The following is a 25,357-nucleotide window of genomic DNA, read 5'->3' as shown; positions in this document are numbered from 1 at the left end:
TGCGGCACATTAAAGGACGGAGACATACCGGGCATGTCTGAAATGATGCACAGCCTGACAGAACAGGCGGAGGACGGCGCATACGCTGATCCCCGCTCGCTTCAGTCGGGCCGATTGAAAACTGTTGGCGCCTCGAAGGCGGGCATATTATCGCGGGTCACCCGGATTTTTGCCGCCGGCACAGCCATGGCTTCGGTAGCCACGCCTGTTCTCGCACAAATCGACGCAGACGCTGCAGCGCATCTCTTCACCTCATCGCAGGTTGCCGGTCTTTCGGTCGTCATCGGTGTCATCTCCGCAGCTTTGCTATCGACGCTGTGGGTCGTTCGCCAACGCGGCAACCTTGAAACGGAGAGCCGCGAAATCCGCTCCGCCTTGTCGGATGCGCAACAGCGCATCTCGCAGTACCAGGCGCTGATCGCGGACAAGAACCGTCGCATCGTCATTTGGGACGGCGACGAGCGGCCTGAACTTCTCGGCCAGCTACCGCCGGAAACCGGCGCACCTCAGGACAACGAGTTCCTGGCGTTCGGCCTGTGGCTAAAGCCCCGTTCGGCGTCGGAACTCGAGCATGCGATCGACCGCCTGCGCGGTTCGGCCCATAGCTTCGACATGGTAGTGGAAACGCAGCGTGACGAGATTCTGGAAGCCCAGGGTCGCGTCTCCGGCGGACGCGCTTTCATCCGCTTTGTCGCCCTGAACAACCTCCGGGCCGAGCTTGCCGAAATCAAGATCGAGCGCGACCGCCTGCTGACCTCCATTTCGGCGTTTCAGAATCTTCTCGATTCCATCGATCTGCCCGCCTGGCAGCGCGATCCGGATGGCCGGCTCACCTGGGTCAACCAGGCCTACGGCGAAGCTGTCGATGCTGTATCGCCCGATCAGGCCGTTGATGAAGGCCGGGAGTTCCTGACGACGGTAGCGCGCGAACGCATTCGTGCCAGCGCGACGCCTGAATCACCCTTCCACGATAAGATTTCGACTGTTGTTAACGGCAACAGGACGTTCTTCGATGTCGTCGACGTCAAGATCCCCAGCGGCTCGGCCGGCATTGCCGTCGATGTCTCCGGCATCGAGACCGTCCGCGCGGAGCTTGAACGCACGCTGAAGAGCCACGCCGAAACACTCGATCATCTGGCTACACCCGTCGCGATCTTCGATGGTGATCGGCGACTGCAGTTCTACAATCAGGCCTTTGTTTCCCTCTGGCAGCTCGATATCGCCTTCCTCGAAAGCAAGCCTGATAACGCGGAACTGCTGGAACGGCTGCGCGCGGCGAAGAAGCTGCCGGATCAGCTGAACTGGAAGTCCTGGAAAGAGAACGCTCTTTCGGTCTATCGCGTTCTCGATACGCAGTCCGATCTATGGCATCTGCCGAACGGCCAGACACTGCGCGTTTTCGCGACGGCGCATCCGCAGGGCGGCGCGACCTGGGTTTTCGAGAACCTGACGGAACAGGTCGATCTGGAAACCCGCTACAACACGCTCCTTAAGGTGCAGGGCGAAACGATCGATCATCTTTCCGAAGGTGTCGCGGTGTTCGGTCCCGATGGCCGAATTCGCCTGTCGAACCCGGCCTTCCGTGCCCTGTGGGGCATCACCGAAGTAGAATCCAAGCCCGGCACGCATATCCGTACGCTCGGGGAAGCCTGCGGTCCGTCGTATGACCGGCCTGATGGCTGGAAGACTTTTGCCGAACTGATTACGAGCTTCGAAGACGAACGCCGTTCGAGCCAGGGAACGCTCGAGCTGTTCTCCGGCCTGGTGCTCGACTACGCAGTCATCCCGCTTCCGAACGCGCAGACCATGCTGACCTTCGTCAACATGACCGACAGCGTTCGCGCCGAGCGGGCATTGACGGAAAAGAACGAAGCGCTGCGGCGCGCTGACGAACTGAAAAACGATTTCGTGCAGCACGTTTCGTATGAGCTGCGTTCGCCATTGACCAATATCATCGGTTTCACCGACCTTCTACGCACGCCGGGTCTTGGCACGCTGAACGAGCGACAGGCTGAGTATATCGACCATATTTCGACATCGTCGTCCGTCCTTCTGACGCTGGTCAACGACATTCTTGACCTGGCCACCGTCGATGCCGGTATCATGCATCTGAACTACACCGAGATCGATCTCGGCGATCTGCTCGACGACGTCTCGATTCAGATCGCCGACCGACTGCAGGAAAGCGGCGTTACGCTCGAGATCACGTCGCCCGCCCATCTCGGCTCGATGATCGCGGATCCGCAGCGTCTGAAGCAAATTCTGATCAAGCTTCTGTCGAATGCCGCCAATTTCTCGCCCGAAGGATCGGCAATCGCGCTCAAATGCCAGCGCGAGGGTACTGACTTCGTCTTCTCGATCAGCGATAGCGGTCCCGGCATTTCGCAGGACATGATTGTCAACGTCTTTGACCGCTTCGCCACCGGTGCCAAGAGCGGCAAGCGTGGTGGAGCCGGCCTTGGCCTTTCCATCGTCGACAGTTTTGTCAAGCTGCACCACGGGCAGGTTTCGATCGATAGCCAGAGCGGACATGGAACGACAGTCGTCTGCCGGATACCGTCGGCCCATCTGCCCTCTTCCGTCGCAGCAGAATGACAGCAAGCGACACAGCTCTTTCGATCTTTCTCGAAGACGAACAGGCGACCAAGCAGCTCGGCGAAGATCTAGCCCTTGCGCTGAAGGCAGGTGACTGCCTGGCACTGACGGGCGATCTTGGCGCAGGAAAATCGTCGCTGGCCCGCGCACTTCTGCGCGCGATCGCCGATGACGCGGATCTTGAGGTGCCAAGCCCGACATTTACGCTCGTCCAAGCCTATGACCTTAGGATTCCGGCTTCCCACTTCGATCTATACCGCCTTGCCGATCCGACTGAACTCGATGAGCTTGGCTTCGACGAGGCGCTCCAGAACGGCATCTGCATCGTGGAGTGGCCTGAGATGGCTGCAGGCGAACTGCCGTCCGAGCGGATTTCGCTCAGGCTGACGCACGAAGCCGGGGGGCGACGCGCTGAAATTTCGGCGGCTCCGAAGCAGACAGCCCGAATCCGGCGCGTTCTTGCGATCCGCCAATTCCTGGACGAAGCGGGGCTGCCGAACGTTGAGCGCCGGTTTCTGACCGGCGATGCGTCGTTGCGGGCCTATGAGGCCATCCACATGCCCGATGGGTCACGCCGCATCCTCATGGACTGGCCTCCCTTGCCCGAGGGACCGCCGGTCCTTGATGGCAAGCCCTACCCCAAGGTCGCTCATATCGCCGAGGACGCCTATCCGTTCGTTGCAATCGCGCAGGCCCTCCGTGACCATGGCTTTACAGCGCCCGAGATCTACAAGGCCGACTACGACCAAGGGATATTGCTGATAGAGGATCTCGGGACGGAAGGCGTTCTCGACGCGAACGGCAATCCGATTGCGGAACGCTATCGCGCTAGCGTCGCCTGCCTCGCGCATCTGCATTCGATGCGGATGCCGCAAGACATTCCCGTCACCGATACGCACGTCCATCACATCCCAGACTTCGATCGGACGGCAATGAAGGTGGAAGTCCGGCTGGTTCTGGACTGGCACATTCCCTGGAAGCGGGATGGCGCGAAGGCAACCGATGCCGAGCGCGACGAGTATCTTGCGATATGGGATGATCTGATCGATCAGCTTCGGGCCGCGGAAAAGAACATCCTTCTGCGCGACTTCCACTCGCCCAACATCATCTGGCGCGAGGATCAGCACGGCATCGATCGCGTCGGCATCATCGACTTTCAGGACGCAATGATCGGGCCGACGGCATATGACCTTGCCTCCATTGCCCAGGATGCCCGGGTGACGATCGAACCAGCCCTGTTTCGCACGCTGATGGACGATTATCTGTCGCTTCGCAGAGCACAGGGAAATTTCGACGAAGCCGCTTTCCTGAAGAGCTGGGCGATCATGTCGGCTCAACGCAACTGCAAGCTTGCCGGTCTCTGGGTACGGCTGATGCACCGCGATGGAAAGCCCGGCTACATGAAACATATGCCGCGCACCCTCGGCTATCTCAGCACCGCCTTTCAGCATGAAACGCTTGCCCCCTTGCGCGATTGGTTCGTAAGGGCTGGAATAATGCCAAGCGAATCATGAGTTCTGGATAGAATGACGATAAAACAAGCGATGGTGCTCGCGGCGGGTCTTGGAACCCGGATGCGTCCTATTACCGACACGATACCGAAGCCCTTGGTGAAGATCGATGGCAAGGCGATGATCGACTATTCGCTCGACTCGCTTGCCGAAGCCGGCGTCGAGAAGGTCGTGGTCAATGTCCACCATCATGCCGACCAGATGCTCGCCCATCTTGCATCCTACAAAAGCCTGGAGATCATCATATCCGATGAGCGCGAGCATCTGATGAACAACGGCGGCGGGCTTGCGAAAGGCCTTAAACTGCTGCCGCCGGGTGAGGTTTTCGTGACCAATGCCGACCTGTTCTGGATCGGCGAGCGACCAGATGCGCCGAGCAACCTGCGGCGCTTAGCCGGATTCTTCGAAGCGAAGGACATGGATATGGCCATGCTTTGCGTGAAGCTTGAAGACACCACCGGGCACAACGGGAAGAACGACTTCAACATGGCAATGAACGGCGGATTGACGCGCTTTGCAGAGACGGGACCAAATCCGGTCGTCTATGCCGGTGCGATCGCCATGCACACCTCGTTTCTCGACGATGCGCCCGCCGATGCTTTCAACCTCAATCTCTATTTCGACAAGGCGATCGCGCGCGGTCGTCTCTATGGAACGGTACTCGAAGGGCACTGGCTGACGGTCGGCACCCCCGAGGCTATCGGCGAAGCGGAGGAAACGATCCGGCGATACCGGACGTTTGCATGACGGATGGTCGAGCATCACCGGCCAAGAATCCTGACCATACCTGCTGGCCTCCCCTTTCTGAGGACGCTTGCTGAGAGCCTTTGCGACGGTCGGCTCACGCCCCGCTTTCGTTACGATCCCGGCGATCCCCTATCGCTGTCGACGGCGACGATCTATCTGCCGACCAGACGCGCCGCACGCGTTCTGCGTTCGGAATTCGTCGATCTTCTCGGAGGACGATCAGCGATCCTGCCCGTGATCCGCCCGCTCGGCGAGACGGACGACGACAATGGCTACTTTGACGAAAGCCTGCCCGCCACCCTGGATCTGGCGCAGCCGCTATCGAATACGTCGCGATTGCTCGAACTGGCGAGGCTGATCCTCGCCTGGCGCAACAAGCTGCCTGAAATCGTTCGCAGTATCCATTCGGACTCCCCGCTGGTGGCGCCCGCGAGCCCCGCTGACGCGATTTGGCTGGCGCGGAACCTTGCAGAGCTTATCGACTCGATCGAAACAGAAGACAAAGAGTGGAGCGAGCTTTCTGAGCTCAGCGCGAAAGATCACGCATTGTGGTGGCAGCTGACGGCTGAATTCCTGCGGATCGCGAGCGCCTTCTGGCCGGAGCGGCTGAACGAACTCGGAAAATCATCTCCTGCCCGGCACCGCAACGCAATCCTGAGGGCGGAGGCGAACCGGATAGCGACGATGGCCGAATCCGGCCCAATCATCATTGCTGGCTCAACGGGCTCGGTGCCGGCGACAGCCGATCTCATCGCCGCCGTCGCGGGCAGGCCAGAGGGCGTGATCGTGCTGCCGGGGCTGGATACGGCCATGCCGGAAAGGCATTGGGAAATGGTGGCTCCCGAGGCCAGCTTCGGCCGACCCGTCGACGCCGCCAGCCGAAGCCATTCACAATACGGTCTTGCGCAGCTGCTGAAGCGGTTGGGATCCATCCGCGACGACGTAGCCCTGCTTGCCGAGCCGCCGGCGGACCTCGATCTTCGCAGTCGAATCCTGTCTCATTCCCTTTCGCCTTCGGAGGCGACAAGCGAGTGGGGTGAGTTCAAGCATGCGTTGAACGACGGCGACATCGCGCGCGCTTTCGCGGATGTGTCTCTGATAGAGGCGTCGAACGAACGCGAGGAAGCAACAGCGATCGCGATTGCGCTACGCCTTGCGCTCGAGCAGCCGGGCGCTTCCGGCGAGAGCCGAGCAGCGTTGATTACGCCGGACCGGAACCTGGCTCGCCGCGTCGCCACCGAGCTATCACGCTTCGGTATTATCGCCGACGACTCGGCCGGTACGCCGCTGGCAGCCACGCCGCAGGGCACTCTCCTGCAGCTTCTGCTGGAGTCAGCGCTGAGACCGGGCGATCCTGTCGCGCTCGTTGGCTTGATGAAGCACCCTCTGGCTCATTTCGGCCTCGAACGGGATCTGCTTGCGGAATCCGCCGCAGCCTTGGAACTGATTGCCCTTCGCGGCGGTGTCGCCGAAGTCGACATCAGCACGCTTGAGCCGCTCGTCGAGCAGCAGCTTGCCGAGTTGGCGCTTGAGAAGCATGTGCCGAAATGGCGAAAGGCGCTGCCAGCGGATGCGGCCGACAGGGCACGCGATCTCGCGCGGCGTGTCAGCGCGGCGGTCGAGCCGCTTGCTTCGGCGTTTGTCCACCGACGGCCGGATGGTCGCGCCATTACCACAGCCTTTACATTGTCGGATTGGGCAGAGCGCACCGGCCGCGCCCTTGAAGCGGTCGCGTCCGATCGGCGGGGAGATCTTTCAGGACTCTGGTCCGACGAAGCTGGCGATACCCTTGCGAGCCTCCTGGCTGAAATCATCGACACGGACGGGCAGATCGAAGCCGACGGCCCTCAATGGATCGACATCATGGCGGCGCTCACAGCTGGCCAGGCCGTCAAGCCACGCGCTTTGCTTCACCCGCGACTTCTGATTCTGGGAACACTGGAAGCACGCCTGCAGAGCGTCGACACGCTTATTCTCGGCGGCTTGAACGAGGGGTCCTGGCCGGGCCAGACCAGCAACAATCCGTTCATCTCCCGCACGATGAAAACCGAAATCGGCCTCGAGCCGCCGGAACGCCGCATCGGACAGCTGGCACATGATTTCGAAATGGCAAACGGCACCCGCCATCTGATCTACTCCCGCGCGCTGCGCCAGGGGTCAACGCCTACGGTCGGTTCGCGTTGGCTGCAGCGCTTGCTGGCTTTCGGCGGCAAGTCGTTGGAAGCGGAGCTGAAGGCGCGTGGTGCACGTTTCATCCATTGGGCCAATCTCATCGACCAGGGCGATCGGCAGGCTCCGGCGCAGCGGCCGAGCCCGACGCCGCCGAGAGAGATGCAGCCGAAATCCTACTCCTTCAGTGAAGTGGGCAGGCTGCGGCGCGATCCCTACGCGATCTATGCGCGGCGCATCCTGCGGCTCGACCCGGTCGCGCCTTTCAACCGCGACCCCGGCGCGGCCGAGCGCGGGACGCTCTACCATACGATCATCGATCGCTTCATTCGCGAAGGCCACATAGCTGGGACTGATGACGCAGCTGACGCGATGGAGCACATCCTGAATGAGCTCTTCGACATGGAGCAGTTGCCGCCGCACATCGATGCCGTCTGGCGGCCACGCTTTCGCGAGGTTGCCAAAGCATTCCTCAACTGGGAAGCGGAACGGCGACCCGATGTTCGCCGCACGCTGACGGAAGTTCGCGGCGGCGTCGAGCTGGAGACTGTCAATATCCGTCTCAGCGGTGTCGCCGACAGAATCGATATCAGGGGGCCGGGTGCTGCCGATATCATCGACTACAAGACCGGCTTCAATCCCTCTCCGGCTCAAGCCCGCGCGCTTCTCGACCCGCAGCTTGCACTTGAAGCGGCAGCGCTCAGCGCAGGCGCCTTTCGCGAGGCGGGAAGCCTCACGCCTCAAGACCTGCTCTATGTGAGGCTGAGGCCAGGAGCCCGATTCCAGGTCGATACCGTCAACAACGAATTCTCAGGCAAGGGCGACAAGGCCAAATCGGCGATGGACCTTGCCGGCGATTCCATCGATCAGCTCATCAAGTTCGTGTCTCTGCTGCAATCGGGCGAGAAGGGATTCACTTCACGTCTCATCCCCGCACAACAGTTCGAGTTCGGCGGTGACTACGACCATCTCGCGCGCGTATCGGAGTGGTCGACCGCCGAAAGCGACGAAGGAGGCGACGATGAGTGATGAAACGACGCTGCCGGAGGGTGACGATCCTGTTGTATGGACAAGCTGGACGACAATCCAGCAGTCGGTTGCTTCGGACCCGCAGCGCTCCGCGTGGGTTTCGGCCAACGCCGGATCCGGCAAGACGCATGTCCTGACGCAACGGGTCATTCGCCTGCTGCTTGCCGGAGCCCGCCCGTCGGCCATTCTCTGCCTGACCTATACCAAGGCTGCGGCTTCCGAAATGTCCAACCGCGTCTTCGACCGGCTGGCGGAATGGGCCGTCCTCTCAGACGACGATCTGAGCCAGCGGATCGGCCAGGTCGAAGGCAAGCGACCTGATCGGCTGAAGCTTGCCGAGGCGCGTCGGCTGTTCGCAAGAGCGCTGGAAACACCGGGTGGCCTGAAGATCCAGACGATCCACGCCTTCTGCGAATCCCTGCTGCATCAGTTTCCGCTTGAAGCCAACGTCGCGGGTCACTTTTCGGTTCTCGACGACCGCGCTGCCGTCACTCTGCTTGCCGATGCGCGGCGTTCGCTCCTGACGGCGACGACGCCTGAAGATGATGCCACGTTGGCCGAAGCCTTCACCTATGTTCTCAATCTCGGCGACGAAAGCGGGTTGGAAAACCTGCTGAGCGAGATCGTTGCAAACCGCAACGCGATCCGCAGATTCACGCTCGCAGCGGAGCGCGCCGGTGGCCTTGATGTTGTTCTTCGTGACCGGTTGGGACTTCTTCCTGATGAGACAGAGGCAGCAATCGTCGCAAGCTATTGGCCGCTGCCGGTGTTTTCCGGAGCCGTGCTCGACCGCTATCTCGATCTGGCGGATGAGAAAGGCGGCGCCAAGGCTCAAGACGTTGCCGCGAGCCTGCGGGCTGCCGGCAGGGAACGAGACCCGAAACGCCGTATCGGTCTTCTCGAAAAGACGTTCCTGACCGTCAAGGGCGAGGCGAAGGCGGATTCGCAATTCTTCGTAAAGGCTATGCTGAGCGAAGCGCCGGCACTGGCAGATGCCGTTGCGGCGGCACGATCGCACATTCTGTCTCGCCGCGACCGCTTGAAGATCATTCGGATGCATGATGCGACGCGGGCAGCGTTGATCCTCGCTGACAGGCTCAATCGCGACTACGACGATCTCAAGAAGCAACGAAGCCAGCTCGATTTCGAGGACCTGATTACCCGTACGGCTGATCTGCTCAACAAAAGCGATGTCGGCCCTTGGATCCACTACAAGCTAGACCAGGGCATCGATCATATTCTTGTCGATGAAGCGCAGGACACCAGCCCGATCCAGTGGAGTGTCATTCAGTCGCTGGCCGAAGACTTCTTTTCGGGAGAGAGCGCCCGAAGCGTTGTGCGCACGCTTTTTGCCGTTGGCGACGAGAAGCAGTCGATCTACTCGTTTCAAGGCGCGCGACCCGAGCAGTTCTCCGAAGAGAGCCGTCGGACCCGCCACCGCGTGACCCAGAGCGGGCTTGCTTTTTCGACGGTGCGCCTGCCTCTATCTTTCCGCTCCACCGCCGATGTCCTGGCAGCCGTCGACCATATCTTTACACCTGAGGGCAACGCTCGCGGACTGAGCGCTTCCAGCGACCCGGTGGTTCACCGTTCCAACCGTATCGGTCACCCCGGCGCCGTCGATCTTTGGGAGATGATCGCTCCTGAAGTGACCATCAAGGACGAGGATTGGACCGCGCCCTTCGACGCGACGCCCGAGAGCGCACCGGCAGCGGTTCTCGCTCGCAGGATGGCGCATACGATCGGCAATCTGGTCGGCAAGGAAACCATCATCGAGAAGGGCAAGGAGCGCCTGATCGAGGCCGGAGACATCCTCGTCCTGGTGCGAAAACGCGATTCCTTTGTCAATGCCCTGACCCGCGCCTTGAAGCGTCGCGACCACATTCCGGTTGCGGGCGCCGACCGCTTGAGGTTGACAAGCCACATCGCCATTCAGGACCTCGTCGCGCTCGGCCGGTTCCTGCTTCTGCCGCAGGACGACCTGTCGCTGGCGGCACTGATGAAAAGCCCTCTGCTCGATCTCAGCGAAGACGACATCTTTGCAGTCGCTGCGCTCCGTCCGGACGATGAGAGCGTTTGGACACATCTGCGGAAATTTGCGGATGATGGAAACGAGCGACTGCAGGTCGCGGTAGGAAAGCTGAAGCTGTTCCTGAATGATTCGAAAAGCCTATCCGTCCATGACTTCTACGCCCATGTATTGGGAAGCCATGGTGGACGCCGACAATTTCTTGCCCGCCTGGGCACCGAGGTCAGCGATATTCTCGATGAGTTCCTGACATTCGCGCTCGATCACGAGAACTCCGGCCTTCCCGGCCTGCAATCCTTCATTTCCACACTCGAACTGGAGGCCCCGGAGGTCAAACGAGAGCAGGACAAGGGCCGCAACGAAGTGCGGATCATGACCGTCCACGCCTCGAAGGGTCTAGAAGCGCCGATCGTCTTCCTCGTCGATGGCGGCTCGAAAGCCTTTACGCATAGCCATATGCCGAAGCTGCGGCTGCTGGAGCAGCCGGGCGACGAGCCGCCGATGCCGGCATGGGTGCCGCTCGGGGATCTCAGCAACTCGCTGACACAGGCTGATGCGAGCCGCATTCAGTTACTGGCCGAGGAAGAATATCGCAGGCTGCTTTACGTGGCGATGACCCGAGCCGCTGACAGGTTGATCGTGTGCGGCTATCGCGGCGTCCGACCGAACAGCGATACCTGGCATGCGATGATTTCGGCCGCGATGACGGACAGCCACCCCCATGTGTCACCGGCAACCTTCTCCGGCCCTGACGGAACGTGGTCGGGGATCGAGTGGCGGGTGCCGCACATCGGCAAGAGTTTCGAGCGCGCCGCGCCGCCGGAGCTGGCTCAAACTCACGATAGACTGCCTGAAAACCTCAGCCGGCCATTGCCACCGCAGAGACAACTGCCGCGACCTCTCAGTCCTTCCGGCGCGGGTACGGTCATCGATGAGCAGGCGGACGATCTGCTGGTGACATCCCCGCTGTTCGGCGACAAAGCGAAATCCGACCGCTCTCTGCTGAAGGGCCGCCTCCTGCACCGCATGCTGCAAACGCTACCGGACTTCGCACCGGCGGATCGCCTTGCCGCTGCGCAACGCTATCTGGAGCGCTCGGCACGGCGCTGGTCGGCGGACGAGCGTGAAAGCCTGATCCGATCCGTCTTGAGACTGCTGGAAGAACCGTCGCTGCAAGGCGTGTTCACCGGCCACGCCCAGCCCGAAGTGTCGATCATGGGAACGCTATCCCTGAGAGGGCGTGACTTTGCGGTCTCGGGCCGCGTCGATAGAATGGCAGTCTTCGAGGATCGCGTTGTCGTGCTCGACTACAAGACAAACCGCGTCCCGCCGCAAACAGCAGAAGTGATCCCCTTCGCCCACAAGGCGCAGCTCGCCATTTATCGTGAGATTCTGGCGCCACTTTATCCCGGCAAGCGCGTTGATTGCGTGCTGGTCTACACCGAAAACGGCTCCGTTCACACGCTGACGACGGATGCCCTGGCGTCCGCGCTTGCGCAACTCGAGACAAAGTGAAATACCGGGCATTGAAATTCCCGCGCCGCACGCTCACATGTGGTTCAACAGGAAATCCGTAAAGGAGCAGCCTATGGCTACCGTAAAAGTCGATATCAACAACTTCCAGTCGGAAGTTCTGGAATCCGCAGAACCCGTCGTCGTCGATTTCTGGGCTGAATGGTGCGGCCCGTGCAAGATGATCGCCCCCAGCCTTGAGGAACTCGCCATCGAGTTTCAGGGCAAGGTGAAGGTCGCCAAGCTCAACATCGACGAGAACCCGGAACTGGCCGCCCAGTTCGGCGTCCGCTCCATTCCGACGCTCGCCATGTTCAAGGCCGGCGAAGTTGCCGACATCAAGGTTGGCGCTGCCCCGAAGACCGCTCTTTCGAGCTGGATCTCGAGCGCCGCTTAGACACTGCCTATAAGCAGATAAGAAGAAGCCCGGCATTTGACCGGGCTTTTTTCATTTTGGGGGTGTGCCGTTGTCGGCAAGCACATCGCCGACAAGATAGAGAGAGCCGCCGATCAGGATGCGCGGCGGATGGGACTGCTCGAAGGCACTTTCCTTGATTGCTTCCAGCGCGTCGCTGACAGTCGACATCGGTTCCGCGACGAGGCCGGCATCATAGGCGGCATTCGCGAGAATAACCGGATCGATCATCGCATCGCTGCCGCGGATCGGCACGCAATAGACCTTCTCGGCCAACCCCTTGAAAGCTTTGAAATAGCCGACAGGATCCTTGGTGTTGATCATCCCGATGATCAGGAAGAGCGGCCGTGACTGCTTCTCCTCGAAATTCGCCATCGCTTCAGCGATAACCTCGCCGGCGCCTGGATTGTGGCCGCCATCCACCCAGATTTCCGCTTTTGCCGGAGCGCTGGCCATCAGGTTGCCGTCGCTCAGTCGCTGAAGGCGACCGGGCCACTCGACCGACAGCAGCGCCTTTTCCATCATCGTCTCGGTGACTGTGAAGCCGGCCGCCTTGACGGCGCGGATCGCAGCGGCGGCATTGGCATACTGGTGCCGGCCGGGAAGGCGCGGCAATGGCAGGTCGGCCAGACCGAACTCGTCCTGATAGACGAGGCGTCCGTATTCCTCATGCGCCATGTAATCCTGGCCGAACGCGGCGGTAGGGCAGTTAAGCCGTTCGGCGGTCGACATCAGCACGTCGAGCGCGGCGTCATATTCCTGTTTGCCGATGACGACGGGATGGCCGCGCTTCATGATGCCTGCCTTCTCCGCCGCGATCAGTTCGACACGATCGCCGAGGTAGGGCTGGTGGTCGAGCGAGATCGGCATAATGACGGAGACAGCGGGATCGGAGATGACGTTCGTTGCATCGAAACGGCCGCCGAGGCCAACCTCGATAATGGCGGCATCGGCCGGATGTTCAGAAAACAGAATAAAGGTGACGGCCGTCAGGATCTCGAAAACAGTGATCCTCTGACCATCATTGGCGGCAGCAACACGTCGGACGGCCTCCGCGAACACGGCATCATCAACCAGGTGCCCGCGACCACCTTCGACGCCGATCCTATAGCGCTCGTGCCAGTTTACGAGATGGGGAGAGGTATGGACATGGGCGCTGTAGCCGCCAGCTTCCAGCAAGGCACGGCAAAAGGCGGTTACCGAACCTTTGCCGTTGGTGCCCGCAACATGAATGACGGGTGGCAGCTTCTTCTGCGGATCACCGAGAACCGAAAGCAGACGGGTGATGCGATCCAGGGACAGATCAAAGCCCTTGGGATGCAGTCCCAAGAGCTTGTCGATTTCCTGCGCTGCTTCGCTCACTACGGCTTGGCCCCTTGGTATCATCGCGCGACCTGCCCAGTTGGATCAGGCGCTCGCGGCTATCGCGAGCGTCCCGCTTTCCTTGTTGAGGTTTGCCGCAGGCTTCTTGGTCAGGATTTTCAGGACACGTGCTAGCGTATCCGGAATATCATGGCGCTTGATCACCATATCGACCATGCCGTGTTCCAGCAGGTATTCCGACGTCTGGAAGCCTTCCGGCAGCTTTTCGCGGATCGTCTGTTCGATGACGCGCTTGCCGGCGAAGCAGATTTCCGCGCCAGGCTCTGCCAGATGCAGATCGCCGAGCATCGCGTAGGATGCCGTGACGCCACCTGTCGTCGGGTTTGTCAGAACGACGATGTAGGGCAAGCCCGCTTCCTTCAGCATGTCGACGGCAACGGTCGTGCGCGGCAGCTGCATAAGCGACAGGATGCCTTCCTGCATGCGAGCGCCGCCCGATGCCGGGAACATGACCAGCGGGCATTTTTCAGCGATGGCGCGCTCGAAAGCCTTCACAATTGCCTCGCCGGCAGCGATGCCGAGCGAACCGCCCATGAAGTTGAACTCGTGAACAACGGCAACGAGCTTCAGACCGCGAACCTTGCCGACGCCGGCAACGATCGTGTCTTCCTGCTCGGTCTTGATGCGGCTGTCCTTCAGGCGATCCGCGTACTTTTTGGAATCGCGGAACTTCAGTGGATCCTGCGCGACCTTCGGCTGGACGAGCGCTTCATAGGCGCCGTCATCGAAAAGATCGGCAAGGCGAGCCTTCGCCGGCATCTTCATGTGATAGCCGGAGGCCGGGATAACCCACTTGTTGTTCTCCAGATCCTTATGGAAGACCATTTCACCCGTTTCCGGGCACTTGATCCAGAGGTTCTCCGGTACTTCGCGGCGGCCCAGCATGGAATTGATGCGGGGGCGGACGTAGTTGGTGATCCAGTTCAAGTCGAAAACTCCTGATTGACTCTTGCCAATGTGGGGAAACTATTCGGCAGCAACAAGGCGCGCCGAACGTGTACCCGTTGACAGTCCACGAACAAGCGTGGCGACGGCCTGAACGGTATCGGCGGTTGCCTTCCCATCCTTGGTGAGGCTCGTTGCCACCTGATTGACAATTGCGGTGCCGACAACGACGCCATCGGCCGAGCTGCCGATGACCTTCGCATGGTCGGCGGTCTTGACGCCGAAGCCGACGCAGACCGGCAGATCGGTATGCTGCTTTATCCGCTCTACTGCGCCCGCCACCAGCGATGTATCCGGCAGCGCCGAACCGGTGATGCCGTTCATAGAAACGTAATAGACGAAGCCGGAGGTGTTCTTCAAAACAGTCGGCAGACGCTTGTTGTCGGTGGTGGGCGTTGCCAGGCGAATGAAGTTGATGCCCTTGCGCAGCGCCGGAATGCAGAGCTCGTCGTCCATTTCGGGCGGAAGGTCGACGACGATCAGCCCGTCGATGCCGGCAGCAATAGCGTCATCGAGGAACGCCTCGACGCCATGGACATAGATCGGATTGTAGTAGCCCATCAGCACGATCGGCGTGGCGTCGTCGGTCTTGCGGAAATCGGCTGCGAGCTGCAGCGTCTTCTTCAGGGTCTGGCCAGCCTTCAGCGCGCGCTGTCCGGCGAGCTGAATCGTAGGGCCGTCGGCCATCGGATCAGAGAAGGGCATGCCGAGCTCGATGACATCAGAACCCGCCTCGGGCAGAGCCTTCATGATACCAAGCGAGGTTTCGTAGTCCGGATCGCCGCCCATGAAATAGGTGACGAGTGCCGGCCGGCCTTCCGCCTTCAAGTCGGCGAAGCGTTTGTCCATACGTGCGGTCATGACTTACTCACCCATTCCCAAAAGCTTGGCCACCGTGAAGATGTCCTTGTCGCCGCGGCCGGAGAGGTTCATCAGGATGATCTCGTCCTTGCCCATCTTCGGGGCGCGCTTGATGACTTCAGCGAGTGCGTGCGAGGGCTCCAGCGCCGGAATGATGCCTTCGAGGCGAGTAAGCGTCTGGAAGGCTTCAAGCGCCTCGTGGTCCATGATCGGTACGTATTCGACGCGGCCGATGTCGTTCAGATAGGAATGCTCGGGGCCGATGCCGGGGTAGTCGAGACCAGCCGAAATCGAGTGCCCTTCCTTGATCTGGCCGTCACCGTCCTGCAGCAGGTAGGTGCGGTTGCCATGCAGCACGCCGGGCGAGCCCGCGGTGATCGAAGCACAATGCTCGTCGCCATTGAGGCCCTTGCCGCCGGCTTCGACGCCGACGATCTTGACGCTCTCGTCATCAAGGAACGGATGGAAGATGCCGATCGCATTCGAACCGCCACCGACGGCAGCGATGACGAGATCCGGCAGGCGTCCCTCGGCTTCGAGGAGCTGCTCACGCGCTTCCGTACCGATAACGGCCTGGAAGTCACGAACCATTTCCGGATAAGGATGCGGGCCGGCGGCCGTGCCGATCAGATAGTAGGTGTCATCGACGTTGGTGACCCAGTCACGCAGCGCCTCGTTCATGGCGTCCTTCAACGTGCCGTGGCCGGCCGTGACGGGCTTCACCTCGGCGCCAAGCAGCTTCATGCGGAACACGTTCGGCGCCTGACGCTCAACGTCGGTTGCACCCATGTAAACGACACAAGGAAAACCGAAACGGGCAGCGACGGTTGCGGAGGCGACGCCATGCTGGCCGGCGCCGGTCTCGGCGATGATCCGCTTCTTGCCCATGCGCTTGGCAAGCAGGATCTGGCCGATGCAGTTGTTGATCTTGTGCGAGCCGGTGTGGTTCAGCTCTTCGCGCTTGAAGTAAATCTTCGCGCCACCGAGTTCGGCCGTCAGGCGTTCCGCGAAATAGAGCGGGCTCGGCCGGCCGATATAGTGGGCGCCAAGCTGCTTCAGCTCCGCCTGGAATTCCGGATCGTCCTTTGCCTTGTTCCACTCGTCCTGCAGGTCGAGGATCAAAGGCATCAGCGTCTCGGCGACGAAGCGGCCGCCGTAAATGCCGAAACGGCCATCTTCATCGGGGCCGGAACGGAAGGAATTCGGTTTTGGCGTCTCGTTCACTCTCAACTCCCTGAGGCCGCTTCGGGCTGGCAGGCCCATTCGACCGCATCGAAAAACTCGTTGATCATTGCCACGTCCTTGACGCCCGGCGCACTTTCGACGCCGGAGGACGCATCGATCCCGGGCGCCTTGGTCATGGCGAGCGCCTCGGCAATGTTGGCCTTGTTCAAGCCACCGGAAAGCATGTAATCCACATTGTCGTCAAGCCAAGACAACAGGCTCCAATCGAAGGAGACGCCGTTGCCACCCGGCAAATCGGATCCCTTCGGGGGCTTGGCGTCGAACAGGAAACGATCGGCGATGCCAATGTAGGCCTCGACGCGCTTCAGGTCGTCGGCCGTCCGCACGGAGAAGGCTTTCATAACAGGCAGTCCGTATACCGCCTTTATGGTCAAGACGCGCTCCGGGCTCTCGTCGCCATGCAACTGGAGAATATCGGGCTTCAAGAGCGCCACGATCTCATCGAGATCGTCGTTGCTCGGATTGACCGTGACGGCAACGATCTTGGCTTTGCCGCGAGCCGGTTCCGCAAGCTTGCCGGCGATATCGGGCTCGACATAGCGCGGGCTCTTTTCGAAGAAGATAAAGCCGATATGGGTCGCACCGCGCGCAAGGGCGCGATCGATCGTTTCGGCCGTCTTCAGTCCACAGATCTTGATATCCGGTTTCATGGCAGCGGAGTGACACGAAAAGCGTTTAGAGTCGAGCCAAATCGCGACAAACGCTGAATTTTGCGCGGCTTTGATCAGTCGAAATCGACAGCGTGAAGCTGGCTGCCGTGGCGCTTCAACCAGACCTTTGCTTCTTCCATATGAGGGCAGAGTTTCTTGCAAAGTGCCCAGAAGCGCGGTCCGTGGTTCATCTCCCTGAGATGGGCTACTTCATGGGCCGCGAGGTAATCCACCACAGACGGAGGCGCCATGACAATGCGCCAGGAAAAGCTCAGATTGCCCTCAGACGAACAGGATCCCCAGCGGCTGCGGGTGTCCTTCATGGAAATCGACCTGATCGGTGTGCTGATCGAACGCGCATGCAGCGTCGCCAGCCGTTCGAGGTCGGTCCTCGCCTCCTTTTTCAGAAAGGTCGCGATGCGGCGTCCGAGATGCTCGGGCATCCCACTGACCTTCAGGACAGGCTTGCCATCGACCACAATCGCTTCCGTCAAGCCGCGAAGGCCGCCCGTATGCTGAATGCGATGCGAGACACCGCGAAAGAGGATGGTGCCTCCCACAGTCAGGCCGGTGTCCGTAGAGAACTTGGCGAGCTTGGTGAGCAGCCAACCCTGGTGACGGTCCAAAAATGCGTTGACCTCACGCTGTGCCAGTCCGCTTGGGATCGTCATCTTCAAAGCCCGACCGCCGGGTTCGATGCGCAAGGTGATGCGCGTTGCCCGCTCGTGCTGCTTGATCGTCAACGGCATCAGGCGGCCAGCCAGATCAAGCGTCCGGTTCTCGGGCGGAGCGGGCTTCCGAGCACTGCGGCGTGGCTTGGCGAAGAGCGGGAACATGGGCATTTTCTATATGATTCGCGGGAATTCTTTGCAAAGAAAAGCCGGCATCGATGATGCCGGTTCAAGTTTTCGTGCCAAACAGTGCTGATGTTACGGGGTCTGGTATTCTGCTACCGGCCCGTTGTCGTCGCGTTTCGCATTCTTGCGATTGCGCATGAAGCGATCGAACTCTTCCTGATCCTTGGCGCGACGCAGTTCGCGCATGTAGGAATCGAATTCTTCGCGCGCTTCATCAAGCTTGCGGCGCTCTTCTTCCAAACGGTCTAGTTCGGCCTTGCGCCAATCGTCGAAGGCAACGTTACCCGTCGAGAAGTGCGGGCGATAGCGGTCATGTGAACGTCGGCAGCCGGCAAAGAATCCATCCGCGGCGCTGTTGGCGTCGCGCTTAAAACCGCGCAGGCGCTCCCCGAAAATGATATAGGCAAGCATGGCGAGACCCAGAGGCCAGAAAACCACGAAGCCGAGGATCATCAGGGCAATGGTAGCCGGAGTCCAATCCGGGCGAAGCAATGCTGACTGGTTCATCGTGCGGTGTCCTCGCATTCTCCGCGCCCGGCAAGATACCGAACGCTTGAATCGATGTGGTTACACCCCAAGCCGGCTTCAAGGCGATGTCCGTCCAAATCGGATAACGCCTTGAAATAGAAAAGCTAATTCAGAGAATGCTAAATCAGGTTGATTTTCCGCCCTTGATAACCCGCTTCACGACCGGCTTTCCCGTCCGGCTGTGTTCGCGCACGAAATTGACGATGCGCGGTGCAATCTCGCGGCGGAAGCGAGACCCGTTGAAGACGCCGTAGTGTCCGACATCGGGCTGCAGGTAGTGCATCCGCATGTTTTCGGGAATGTTGACGCAGATGGTTTGCGCGGCCTTGGTCTGGCCGACACCGGAGATATCGTCGTTCTCCCCTTCGACAGTCAGGAGCGCCACGTTGCGGATCGCAGCTGGATCGACGGGCCTGCCGCGATGGAGCAATTCGCCCTTCGGCAGCGCATGCCTGATGAAGACCTGATCGACCGTCTGAAGATAGAACTCCGCGGTCAGATCCATGACGGCGAGGTATTCGTCGTAGAAATCGCGGTGCTTCTCCGCCGGCTCGCCGTCGTTCTTCACGAGGTGCATGAAGAATTCCTTGTGGGCGATCAGATGCCGATCGAGGTTCATCGACATGAAGCCCGAGAGCTGCAGGAAACCTGGATAGACGGGACGCATGAAGCCCGGCTGCGGCCAGGGCACATTCATGACCACGTTATCCGCGAACCACTCCAGCGAGCGCTCCTTGGCGAGCTGGTTGACGGCCGTCGGATTGATGCGGGTATCGATCGGCCCGCCCATCAGTGTCATCGACGAGGGCGAGAATGGATCATTGTCCGCTTCCATGACGGCAGCGGCAGCAAGGACCGGCACGGAGGGCTGACAGACCGCGATCACGTGGGTATCTGGCCCGAGGAAGCGCAGCATTTCAATGACATAATCGACGTAGTCATCGAAATCGAAGGTGCCTTCCGTCATCGGCACCATGCGTGCGTCGATCCAGTCGGTGATATAGATGTCGGCGCTTGGGAGCAGCGCTTCGACGGTACCGCGCAGCAGCGTCGCATAGTGGCCGGACATCGGCGCGACGATGAGGATACGCGGATCGGGCGTATGGTCCCTTGGAACGTTGCGCGCGAAATGGAGCAGATTGCAGAAGGCGCACGACCAGACGATCTCCTCCCGCACAGCGATCTTGCGGTCGCCAATCACGGTATCGTTGAGGCCGAATGACGGTTTGCCGTAGCGACGGGTCGTGCGCTCGAACATTTCGAGACTTGCGGCCATCGTGCGACCCCAAGGCGTCTGCGAAATGGGATTAAGCGGATTGGCATAGACCATGCGCATGATATCGGCGAAGGCACGATATGGCGCCAATGCGGCATGGTTCAATTCATAAAGCTGGTAAAACATGAGATGCGCCACCTTTCTCTAATCTGGAAGACGACGCCCACTGAAAGGCATCGGATTCTTTCCAACGACGTGCTGGCACCTCAACGCAGATTAACAGGTTTTTGTTGCGCAGCAACATTGCCATCCGCACCGCAATAAGAAATGCCGGGGAATTGACCCCGGCTCGATGGTGCGCCTGAATGTTTAATGATCGCAGAATGGCTGTCAGCGATCGGCCTGGAAGGTCTGCTTCTGCGTGCCTAGGCCTTCGATACCGAGTTCGACGACATCACCGGCCTTGAGGAAACGCGGCGGCTTCATGCCCATGCCAACGCCCGGAGGCGTGCCGGTCGAAATCACATCGCCCGGGTGCAGGGACATAAACTGGCTGAGATAGGACACAACGTGAGCGACGCCGTAGACCATCGTTTTTGACGATCCGTTCTGCATGGTTTCGCCATTTACCTTCAGCCACATGCCGAGGTTCTGCGGATCAGCAATCTCGTCCTTGGTAACAAGCCACGGGCCGATCGGACCAAAGGTATCGCAGGACTTGCCCTTGGTCCACTGACCGGCACGCTCTGTCTGGAAGGCGCGCTCGGAGACGTCGTGGGACACGCAGTAGCCGGCAACATAGTCGAGCGCGTCGGCTTCGCTGACGTACTTCGCAGTTTTGCCGATGACGACGCCGAGCTCAACTTCCCAGTCGGTCTTCTCCGAGCCGCGGGGGATCAGGACATTGTCGTTCGGGCCGACGATTGCCGACGTTGCTTTCATGAATATGACAGGCTCCGGCGGCACCGTCGCGCCGGTCTCAGCGGCATGATCGGAGAAATTGAGGCCGATGCAGATGAATTTTCCGGTACCGGCAACGCAGGCGCCGATACGATGCGCAGCCAGTTCCGGCAGGGTCTTGAGGTCGATGGCCTTGATCTTAGCAAGCCCTTCCGGCGAGATCGCGTCACCGCCGATGTCCGAAACCTGCGCCGACAGGTCGCGGATCTTGCCTTCGGAATCGAGTATCGCCGGCTTCTCGCGACCGACTTCTCCAACACGCATAAGCTTCATGACATTTCCTCCGTAAGCGAGACTGACATTTCAATCACCTATGAACCAGATATTCACAAGTGTCATTATGGCTTCCTTCGGAAGCGGTACGGTGCGTCAGAAAATTTCAGCGAGATCGGGTCCGACGGGAACGATCCTCGTGGGGTTCAGGCTTTCGATCGAATAGTATCCACGCTTTATGTGATCGAAGTTGACGGTTTCCGCGACACCCGGCCAATCGAGCATACGGCGGCAGAAGCTACGAAGGTTTGTATAGTCGGCAAGGCGGCGCAGATTGCATTTGAACAGGCCGTGATAAGCGACATCGAAGCGCACGAGTGTCACAAAAAGCCGGACATCGCTTTCCGTTGGATGGTCGGCAAACAGGAATGACCGGTCGCCGAGTTCGTTTTCGACCCAATCAAGGGTCTCGAATACACCGGCGAATGCCTCCTCGTAGGCAATCTGCGTTGTCGCGAAACCTGCTCGATAGACGCCATTGTTGAGGCTCGGGTAGATCCGTTCGTTGAAAAAATCGATCTCGGCGCGACGGGCGGCCGGGTAGAGATCGATCGGATTGCGGGCAAGATCGCCGAAGCCCTCGTTCATCATTCGCAGGATGTCGGCCGACTCGTTGTTTACGATCGTCTGCGACTGCTTATCCCACAGAACGGGCACCGTCGCCCTACCGGTAAAGCTCGGTGCGGTGCTGGTGTAGATCTGGTGCAGATAGGTGGCACCTTGTATGTGATCTTGCGTCGCCCCCGGATAATCGCCGAACCGCCAGCCTTGCTTCGTCAGCGCAGGCTCGACCACGGAAACCGAGATGGCAGACTCCAGCCCCTTCAGCTTTCGGCCCATCAGCGTTCGCGAAGCCCAAGGGCAGATGTAGGCGACGTAGAGATGATAGCGACCTGCCTCGGCCTTGAAGCCGGAGTCACCTGTCGGACCGGCGGCACCGTCGGGCGTGACCCAATTGCGGAAGCTTGATGTCTGGCGAACGAAGCCGCCCTTCTCATCCTTCGCCTGGACCGGTTGCCAGTCTTCCGTCCATCTACCGTTCACGAGCAAGGCACTCTCCCTAGATTACCGATTTCGGCAATACTTAGCTTTCTTTCGGGCGCGCGGGAGGACACATTTATTGAAACAGACTGTGCACGGATCATGGAAGTCACCGGTTGCTTGCCAAGCTTCATGCGAGGCGCCTAAGACTGTGAGCCGCGTCCCCAAAGTCTGCGGCGATCTCGCCAGCAGGTCTCAGTTCAACAGCGTGGAAAAGCCATGACCAACAGCAACAATCGCGAATCCCCTTATCCAATCGAACCCATATTCCTCGATCGGTGGTCGCCGCGGGCGTTTACCGGCGAAGTGATCGCCGAGGAGCAAGTGTTAGCCGTCCTCGACGCGGCGCACTGGGCCCCCTCGTCGGCGAACCAGCAGCCTTGGCGTTTCATCTACGCGCTGCAAGGGTCGGATGACTGGGAAAAATTCGTCAGTTTGCTGGTGGAAGCCAATCAGGAATGGGCGAAGAGCGCGTCGGCACTGATCTTCGTCGTTTCCAAGGGTTTCAGCGGCGATTTTGCCGAAGGACGGAAAAGCTATACGCATTCATTCGATGCCGGCACGGCCTGGGGATATCTCGCGTTACAGGCGAAGTTTTCCGGCTTTTATGCCCACGGTATGGGCGGCATCAAACACGAAGAAATTCAGCAAACCTTTGTTATCCCGGAAGGCTACCGCGTGGAGGCCGGCATCGCGTTTGGACGGCTTGCGGACAAGAGCGTGTTGTCCCCACGCAATCAGGAGCGTGAATTTCCAAGCCAGCGCAAGCCACTTTCGGACGTGGCTTTCCGTGGCAAATTCGTCGCCGACTAAATGATCAAATAAAAAACCCCGCGCCGATTGGAGCGGGGTTTCCAGACAGTTGTTTTGAATGCCTAGATATCCAAGTTCGCAACACTCAACGCGTTGTCCTGGATGAACTCGCGCCGCGGTTCCACTTCGTCGCCCATGAGGCGGGCAAAAAGACCGTCCGCATCCGTTGCGTCATGCACTTTTACCTGCAGAAGAGAGCGAACATTCGGGTCGAGCGTGGTTTCCCAGAGCTGCTCGGCGTTCATTTCGCCGAGACCCTTATAACGCTGCATCGTCAAACCCTTGCGGCCGCTTGCAAAAATGGCATCAAGCAGAGCTCTCGGGCCGGAAATATCCAGGCTGCCTTCGCGCCGTGTCAGAGACGGCGGCGTGACGTAGATTTCCTTGAGGCGTACCGAAATCTGGTCGATGTGGCGGGCATCCTGCGAGCCGATAAGTGCCATATCCAGCACAACCGCTTCCTTGACGCCGCGCACCATGCGCTCGAGGCGCAGACCACCATCACTGGTCAGGCTACCCTCCCATCCACGTTCGGTTTCTTCAGCGATCAGATCGAGCCGCCTTGCGACCTCACCAACCAGCTGTTCGGCACGAGCGCGATCGCTGACCGCTTCGGCGTTCAGCGCACCGGCAATCGCTGCCTGCTCAACGACCGCGCGATTGTAGCGCGAGTGGAGATTGTCGAGGAGCGCGCGAAGACGCAGAGCATCGCCAATCACTTCGCCTAGATCCTGGCGGACGCGCACTTCTCCACTACCGAGCTTCAAAGCAGCATCGTCAAGACCCTGCGCAATCAGGTAATCCTCAAGCGCTTTCTCGTTCTTCAGATACTGGATCGATTTGCCGCGCGAGACCTTATAGAGAGGTGGCTGCGCAATATAGAGGTGCCCACGCTCGATCAGTTCGGGCATCTGCCGGAAGAAGAAGGTCAGCAGCAAGGTCCGGATATGGGCGCCATCGACGTCAGCGTCCGTCATGATGATGATCTTGTGGTATCGCAACTTCTCGGCATTGAACTCGTCTTTGCCGATGCCGGTTCCAAGCGCGGTAATAAGCGTGCCGATTTCCTGGCTCGACAGCATCTTGTCGAAACGGGCGCGCTCAACGTTCAGGATCTTACCGCGCAACGGCAGGATAGCCTGGTTTTCGCGCGAGCGTCCCTGCTTGGCCGAACCACCAGCGGAATCACCCTCGACCAAAAAGACTTCCGATTTCGCGGGATCACGCTCCGAGCAATCGGCAAGCTTGCCGGGGAGCGAAGCGATATCGAGAGCTCCCTTGCGGCGGGTCAGTTCACGCGCCTTGCGTGCTGCTTCGCGGGCGGCCGCAGCCTCGGCAACCTTCCCAACGAGAACCTTTGCCTCGGAGGGATGTTCTTCCAGCCAGGTTCCAAGCGCTTCATTAACGAGACGCTCGACGACCGGCCGTACTTCCGACGAAACCAGCTTGTCCTTCGTCTGCGACGAGAACTTCGGATCCGGTACCTTTACGGACAGAACGGCCGTCAGACCTTCACGGCAGTCGTCCGGCGCCAACGTTACCTTTTCCCTCTTCGTGATCCCCGAAGTATCGGCATAGGACGTAATCTGGCGCGTCAGTGCCGCGCGGAAGCCGGCCATATGCGTGCCGCCGTCGCGCTGCGGAATATTGTTGGTGAAGCACAGGACGTTTTCGTGGTAGCTGTCGTTCCACCACATCGCCACCTCGACGGTCATGCCATCCTTCTCGCCGTGGATCGAGATCGGCTTTTCGACCAGCGGCTTCTTCGCACGATCGAGATAGGCCACGAAGGCCTCGAGGCCGCCGTCATAGAGCATCTCTTCCTGGCGAACATCCGAGTGCCGCTTGTCGGTCAGGCGAATGCGCACGCCGGAATTCAAGAAGGCAAGCTCCCGCAGACGATGCTCGAGAGTTCCATAGTCGAACTCCGTCATCGTGAAGGTCTCGGTGCTCGGCATGAAGCTGACTTCGGTGCCGGTCTCGCCGCCTGCGTCGCCAATGACCTTCAACGGTGCATCCGCAACGCCGTGCGTGAAGGTCATTTCATGGACCTTGCCTTGACGGCGGATCTTGAGCTTCAGCCATACGGAAAGCGCGTTGACCACCGAGACGCCGACGCCATGCAGACCGCCGGAAACCTTGTAGGAGTTCTGGTCGAATTTACCGCCGGCGTGGAGCTGCGTCATGATGACTTCAGCCGCCGATACGCCCTCGCCAGTGTGAATATCCGTCGGGATGCCGCGGCCGTTGTCGGTTACCGTTACCGATCCGTCGGGGTTCAGCGTCACCGTAACGATGTCGGCGTGTCCCGCGAGAGCCTCGTCGATCGCATTGTCCACGACTTCGTAGACCATGTGATGCAGGCCCGATCCGTCGTCCGTATCGCCAATATACATACCCGGGCGTTTGCGCACGGCATCCAGTCCCTTGAGGACTTTGATGGAGTCTGCGCCATATTCAGTGCTGACGCCGTTTTCCGTCGCGGAGGTATCGGTCATATTGTCGAGAATTTCCCTGTTACCAAAGCCTGATGCCCTTGCGAATCACCGGCCTTATTCAGATCAGAATATAGGGTTTT

General features: G+C 59.9%; 18 protein-coding genes. 7 read left to right on the top strand and 11 right to left on the bottom strand.

The window, feature by feature from the left end:
* The first annotated feature begins 33 nt into the window (after positions 1 to 33).
* The 6 genes from ASE04_RS02115 (at position 34) to trxA (ending at position 11,989) form a co-directional block, all read left to right on the top strand.
* Positions 34 to 2,595, top strand: a complete 2,562-nt coding sequence (locus ASE04_RS02115) for a PAS domain-containing sensor histidine kinase (RefSeq protein WP_056811157.1) — start codon at positions 34 to 36, stop codon at positions 2,593 to 2,595.
* Positions 2,592 to 4,109 (top strand): tRNA (adenosine(37)-N6)-threonylcarbamoyltransferase complex ATPase subunit type 1 TsaE, encoded by a 1,518-nt coding sequence (tsaE, locus tag ASE04_RS02110; RefSeq protein WP_056811154.1) that lies wholly within the window; start codon positions 2,592 to 2,594, stop codon positions 4,107 to 4,109. The genes ASE04_RS02115 and tsaE overlap by 4 nt, the downstream gene beginning before the upstream one ends.
* Before the next feature lie 12 nt (positions 4,110 to 4,121).
* Positions 4,122 to 4,853, top strand: a complete 732-nt coding sequence (locus ASE04_RS02105) for a nucleotidyltransferase family protein (RefSeq protein ID WP_056811151.1) — start codon at positions 4,122 to 4,124, stop codon at positions 4,851 to 4,853.
* 3 nt (positions 4,854 to 4,856) lie between these two features.
* Entirely contained in the window at positions 4,857 to 8,051 is a 3,195-nt protein-coding gene (addB, locus tag ASE04_RS02100) for a double-strand break repair protein AddB (protein ID WP_056811148.1), read from the top strand.
* Positions 8,044 to 11,595, top strand: a complete 3,552-nt coding sequence (gene addA, locus ASE04_RS02095) for a double-strand break repair helicase AddA (RefSeq protein ID WP_056811145.1) — start codon at positions 8,044 to 8,046, stop codon at positions 11,593 to 11,595. Before addB ends, addA begins: the two co-directional genes overlap by 8 nt.
* Positions 11,596 to 11,668: 73 nt before the next feature.
* Complete coding sequence (gene trxA / locus ASE04_RS02090; RefSeq protein WP_056811142.1) at positions 11,669 to 11,989, top strand: thioredoxin; 321 nt, start codon at positions 11,669 to 11,671, stop codon at positions 11,987 to 11,989.
* Positions 11,990 to 12,040: 51 nt separating this feature from the next.
* Here the strand turns inward: trxA and ASE04_RS02085 are convergent, their stop codons facing one another.
* The 10 genes from ASE04_RS02085 to ASE04_RS02040 all read right to left on the bottom strand — a co-directional run bounded on the left by ASE04_RS02085 (position 12,041) and on the right by ASE04_RS02040 (position 21,975).
* A complete protein-coding gene (locus ASE04_RS02085) occupies positions 12,041 to 13,393 on the bottom strand; it encodes a bifunctional folylpolyglutamate synthase/dihydrofolate synthase (RefSeq protein ID WP_056811139.1) in 1,353 nt (450 codons plus the stop codon).
* 21 nt (positions 13,394 to 13,414) lie between these two features.
* The gene (accD, locus tag ASE04_RS02080; RefSeq protein ID WP_056811136.1) at positions 13,415 to 14,317 is read right to left on the bottom strand and encodes an acetyl-CoA carboxylase, carboxyltransferase subunit beta; all 903 of its coding nucleotides are present in this window, start codon (positions 14,315 to 14,317) and stop codon (positions 13,415 to 13,417) included.
* Between the two features lie 39 nt (positions 14,318 to 14,356).
* Complete coding sequence (gene trpA / locus ASE04_RS02075; protein ID WP_056811132.1) at positions 14,357 to 15,196, bottom strand: tryptophan synthase subunit alpha; 840 nt, start codon at positions 15,194 to 15,196, stop codon at positions 14,357 to 14,359.
* A gap of 3 nt (positions 15,197 to 15,199) precedes the next feature.
* A complete protein-coding gene (gene trpB, locus ASE04_RS02070) occupies positions 15,200 to 16,420 on the bottom strand; it encodes a tryptophan synthase subunit beta (protein WP_056811129.1) in 1,221 nt (406 codons plus the stop codon).
* Positions 16,421 to 16,422: 2 nt separating this feature from the next.
* On the bottom strand, positions 16,423 to 17,091 hold the full coding sequence (locus ASE04_RS02065; RefSeq protein ID WP_056811128.1) for a phosphoribosylanthranilate isomerase: 669 nt from the start codon (positions 17,089 to 17,091) through the stop codon (positions 16,423 to 16,425).
* A gap of 74 nt (positions 17,092 to 17,165) precedes the next feature.
* A complete protein-coding gene (locus tag ASE04_RS02060; RefSeq protein ID WP_056811125.1) occupies positions 17,166 to 17,927 on the bottom strand; it encodes a M48 family metallopeptidase in 762 nt (253 codons plus the stop codon).
* A 93-nt stretch (positions 17,928 to 18,020) separates the two neighbouring features.
* Positions 18,021 to 18,455 carry a DUF2852 domain-containing protein gene (locus ASE04_RS02055; protein WP_056811122.1) on the bottom strand — a complete coding sequence of 145 codons (435 nt, stop codon included), beginning with the start codon at positions 18,453 to 18,455 and terminating at the stop codon, positions 18,021 to 18,023.
* Positions 18,456 to 18,600: 145 nt separating this feature from the next.
* Positions 18,601 to 19,878 (bottom strand): polyhydroxyalkanoate depolymerase, encoded by a 1,278-nt coding sequence (locus tag ASE04_RS02050; protein WP_056811119.1) that lies wholly within the window; start codon positions 19,876 to 19,878, stop codon positions 18,601 to 18,603.
* A 204-nt stretch (positions 19,879 to 20,082) separates the two neighbouring features.
* Positions 20,083 to 20,925, bottom strand: coding sequence for a fumarylacetoacetate hydrolase family protein (locus tag ASE04_RS02045; protein ID WP_056811116.1), 843 nt, complete (start codon positions 20,923 to 20,925; stop codon positions 20,083 to 20,085).
* Between the two features lie 96 nt (positions 20,926 to 21,021).
* Positions 21,022 to 21,975 carry a glutathione S-transferase family protein gene (locus ASE04_RS02040; protein WP_056811113.1) on the bottom strand — a complete coding sequence of 318 codons (954 nt, stop codon included), beginning with the start codon at positions 21,973 to 21,975 and terminating at the stop codon, positions 21,022 to 21,024.
* Positions 21,976 to 22,185: 210 nt separating this feature from the next.
* Here ASE04_RS02040 and ASE04_RS02035 point away from each other — a divergent pair, with 210 nt between their 5' ends.
* Positions 22,186 to 22,779, top strand: coding sequence for a nitroreductase family protein (locus tag ASE04_RS02035; protein WP_056811110.1), 594 nt, complete (start codon positions 22,186 to 22,188; stop codon positions 22,777 to 22,779).
* A 62-nt stretch (positions 22,780 to 22,841) separates the two neighbouring features.
* On the opposite strand, the gene gyrB is transcribed toward ASE04_RS02035, so the two are convergent.
* A complete protein-coding gene (gene gyrB / locus ASE04_RS02030) occupies positions 22,842 to 25,277 on the bottom strand; it encodes a DNA topoisomerase (ATP-hydrolyzing) subunit B (protein WP_056811106.1) in 2,436 nt (811 codons plus the stop codon).
* Positions 25,278 to 25,357: the final 80 nt, after the last annotated feature.

Source organism: Rhizobium sp. Root708 (genome assembly GCF_001429725.1).
GTDB lineage: Bacteria > Pseudomonadota > Alphaproteobacteria > Rhizobiales > Rhizobiaceae > Rhizobium.
Note: the sequence above shows the minus strand (reverse complement) of the source record. Positions and strands in the feature narration are given on the sequence as shown.

What these genes read in the sequence shown, in the direction of transcription:
- ASE04_RS02065 (WP_056811128.1), bottom strand. Translation starts at nt 17,091, where the DNA reads ATGAAACCGGATATCAAGATCTGTGGACTGAAGACGGCCGAAACGATC.
- trxA (WP_056811142.1), top strand. Translation starts at nt 11,669, where the DNA reads ATGGCTACCGTAAAAGTCGATATCAACAACTTCCAGTCGGAAGTTCTG.
- trpA (WP_056811132.1), bottom strand. Translation starts at nt 15,196, where the DNA reads ATGACCGCACGTATGGACAAACGCTTCGCCGACTTGAAGGCGGAAGGC.
- ASE04_RS02105 (WP_056811151.1), top strand. Translation starts at nt 4,122, where the DNA reads ATGACGATAAAACAAGCGATGGTGCTCGCGGCGGGTCTTGGAACCCGG.
- ASE04_RS02035 (WP_056811110.1), top strand. Translation starts at nt 22,186, where the DNA reads ATGACCAACAGCAACAATCGCGAATCCCCTTATCCAATCGAACCCATA.
- addB (WP_056811148.1), top strand. Translation starts at nt 4,857, where the DNA reads ATGGTCGAGCATCACCGGCCAAGAATCCTGACCATACCTGCTGGCCTC.
- ASE04_RS02050 (WP_056811119.1), bottom strand. Translation starts at nt 19,878, where the DNA reads ATGTTTTACCAGCTTTATGAATTGAACCATGCCGCATTGGCGCCATAT.
- gyrB (WP_056811106.1), bottom strand. Translation starts at nt 25,277, where the DNA reads ATGACCGATACCTCCGCGACGGAAAACGGCGTCAGCACTGAATATGGC.
- ASE04_RS02060 (WP_056811125.1), bottom strand. Translation starts at nt 17,927, where the DNA reads ATGTTCCCGCTCTTCGCCAAGCCACGCCGCAGTGCTCGGAAGCCCGCT.
- ASE04_RS02055 (WP_056811122.1), bottom strand. Translation starts at nt 18,455, where the DNA reads ATGAACCAGTCAGCATTGCTTCGCCCGGATTGGACTCCGGCTACCATT.
- tsaE (WP_056811154.1), top strand. Translation starts at nt 2,592, where the DNA reads ATGACAGCAAGCGACACAGCTCTTTCGATCTTTCTCGAAGACGAACAG.
- ASE04_RS02045 (WP_056811116.1), bottom strand. Translation starts at nt 20,925, where the DNA reads ATGAAGCTTATGCGTGTTGGAGAAGTCGGTCGCGAGAAGCCGGCGATA.
- ASE04_RS02115 (WP_056811157.1), top strand. Translation starts at nt 34, where the DNA reads ATGTCTGAAATGATGCACAGCCTGACAGAACAGGCGGAGGACGGCGCA.
- addA (WP_056811145.1), top strand. Translation starts at nt 8,044, where the DNA reads ATGAGTGATGAAACGACGCTGCCGGAGGGTGACGATCCTGTTGTATGG.
- ASE04_RS02085 (WP_056811139.1), bottom strand. Translation starts at nt 13,393, where the DNA reads ATGATACCAAGGGGCCAAGCCGTAGTGAGCGAAGCAGCGCAGGAAATC.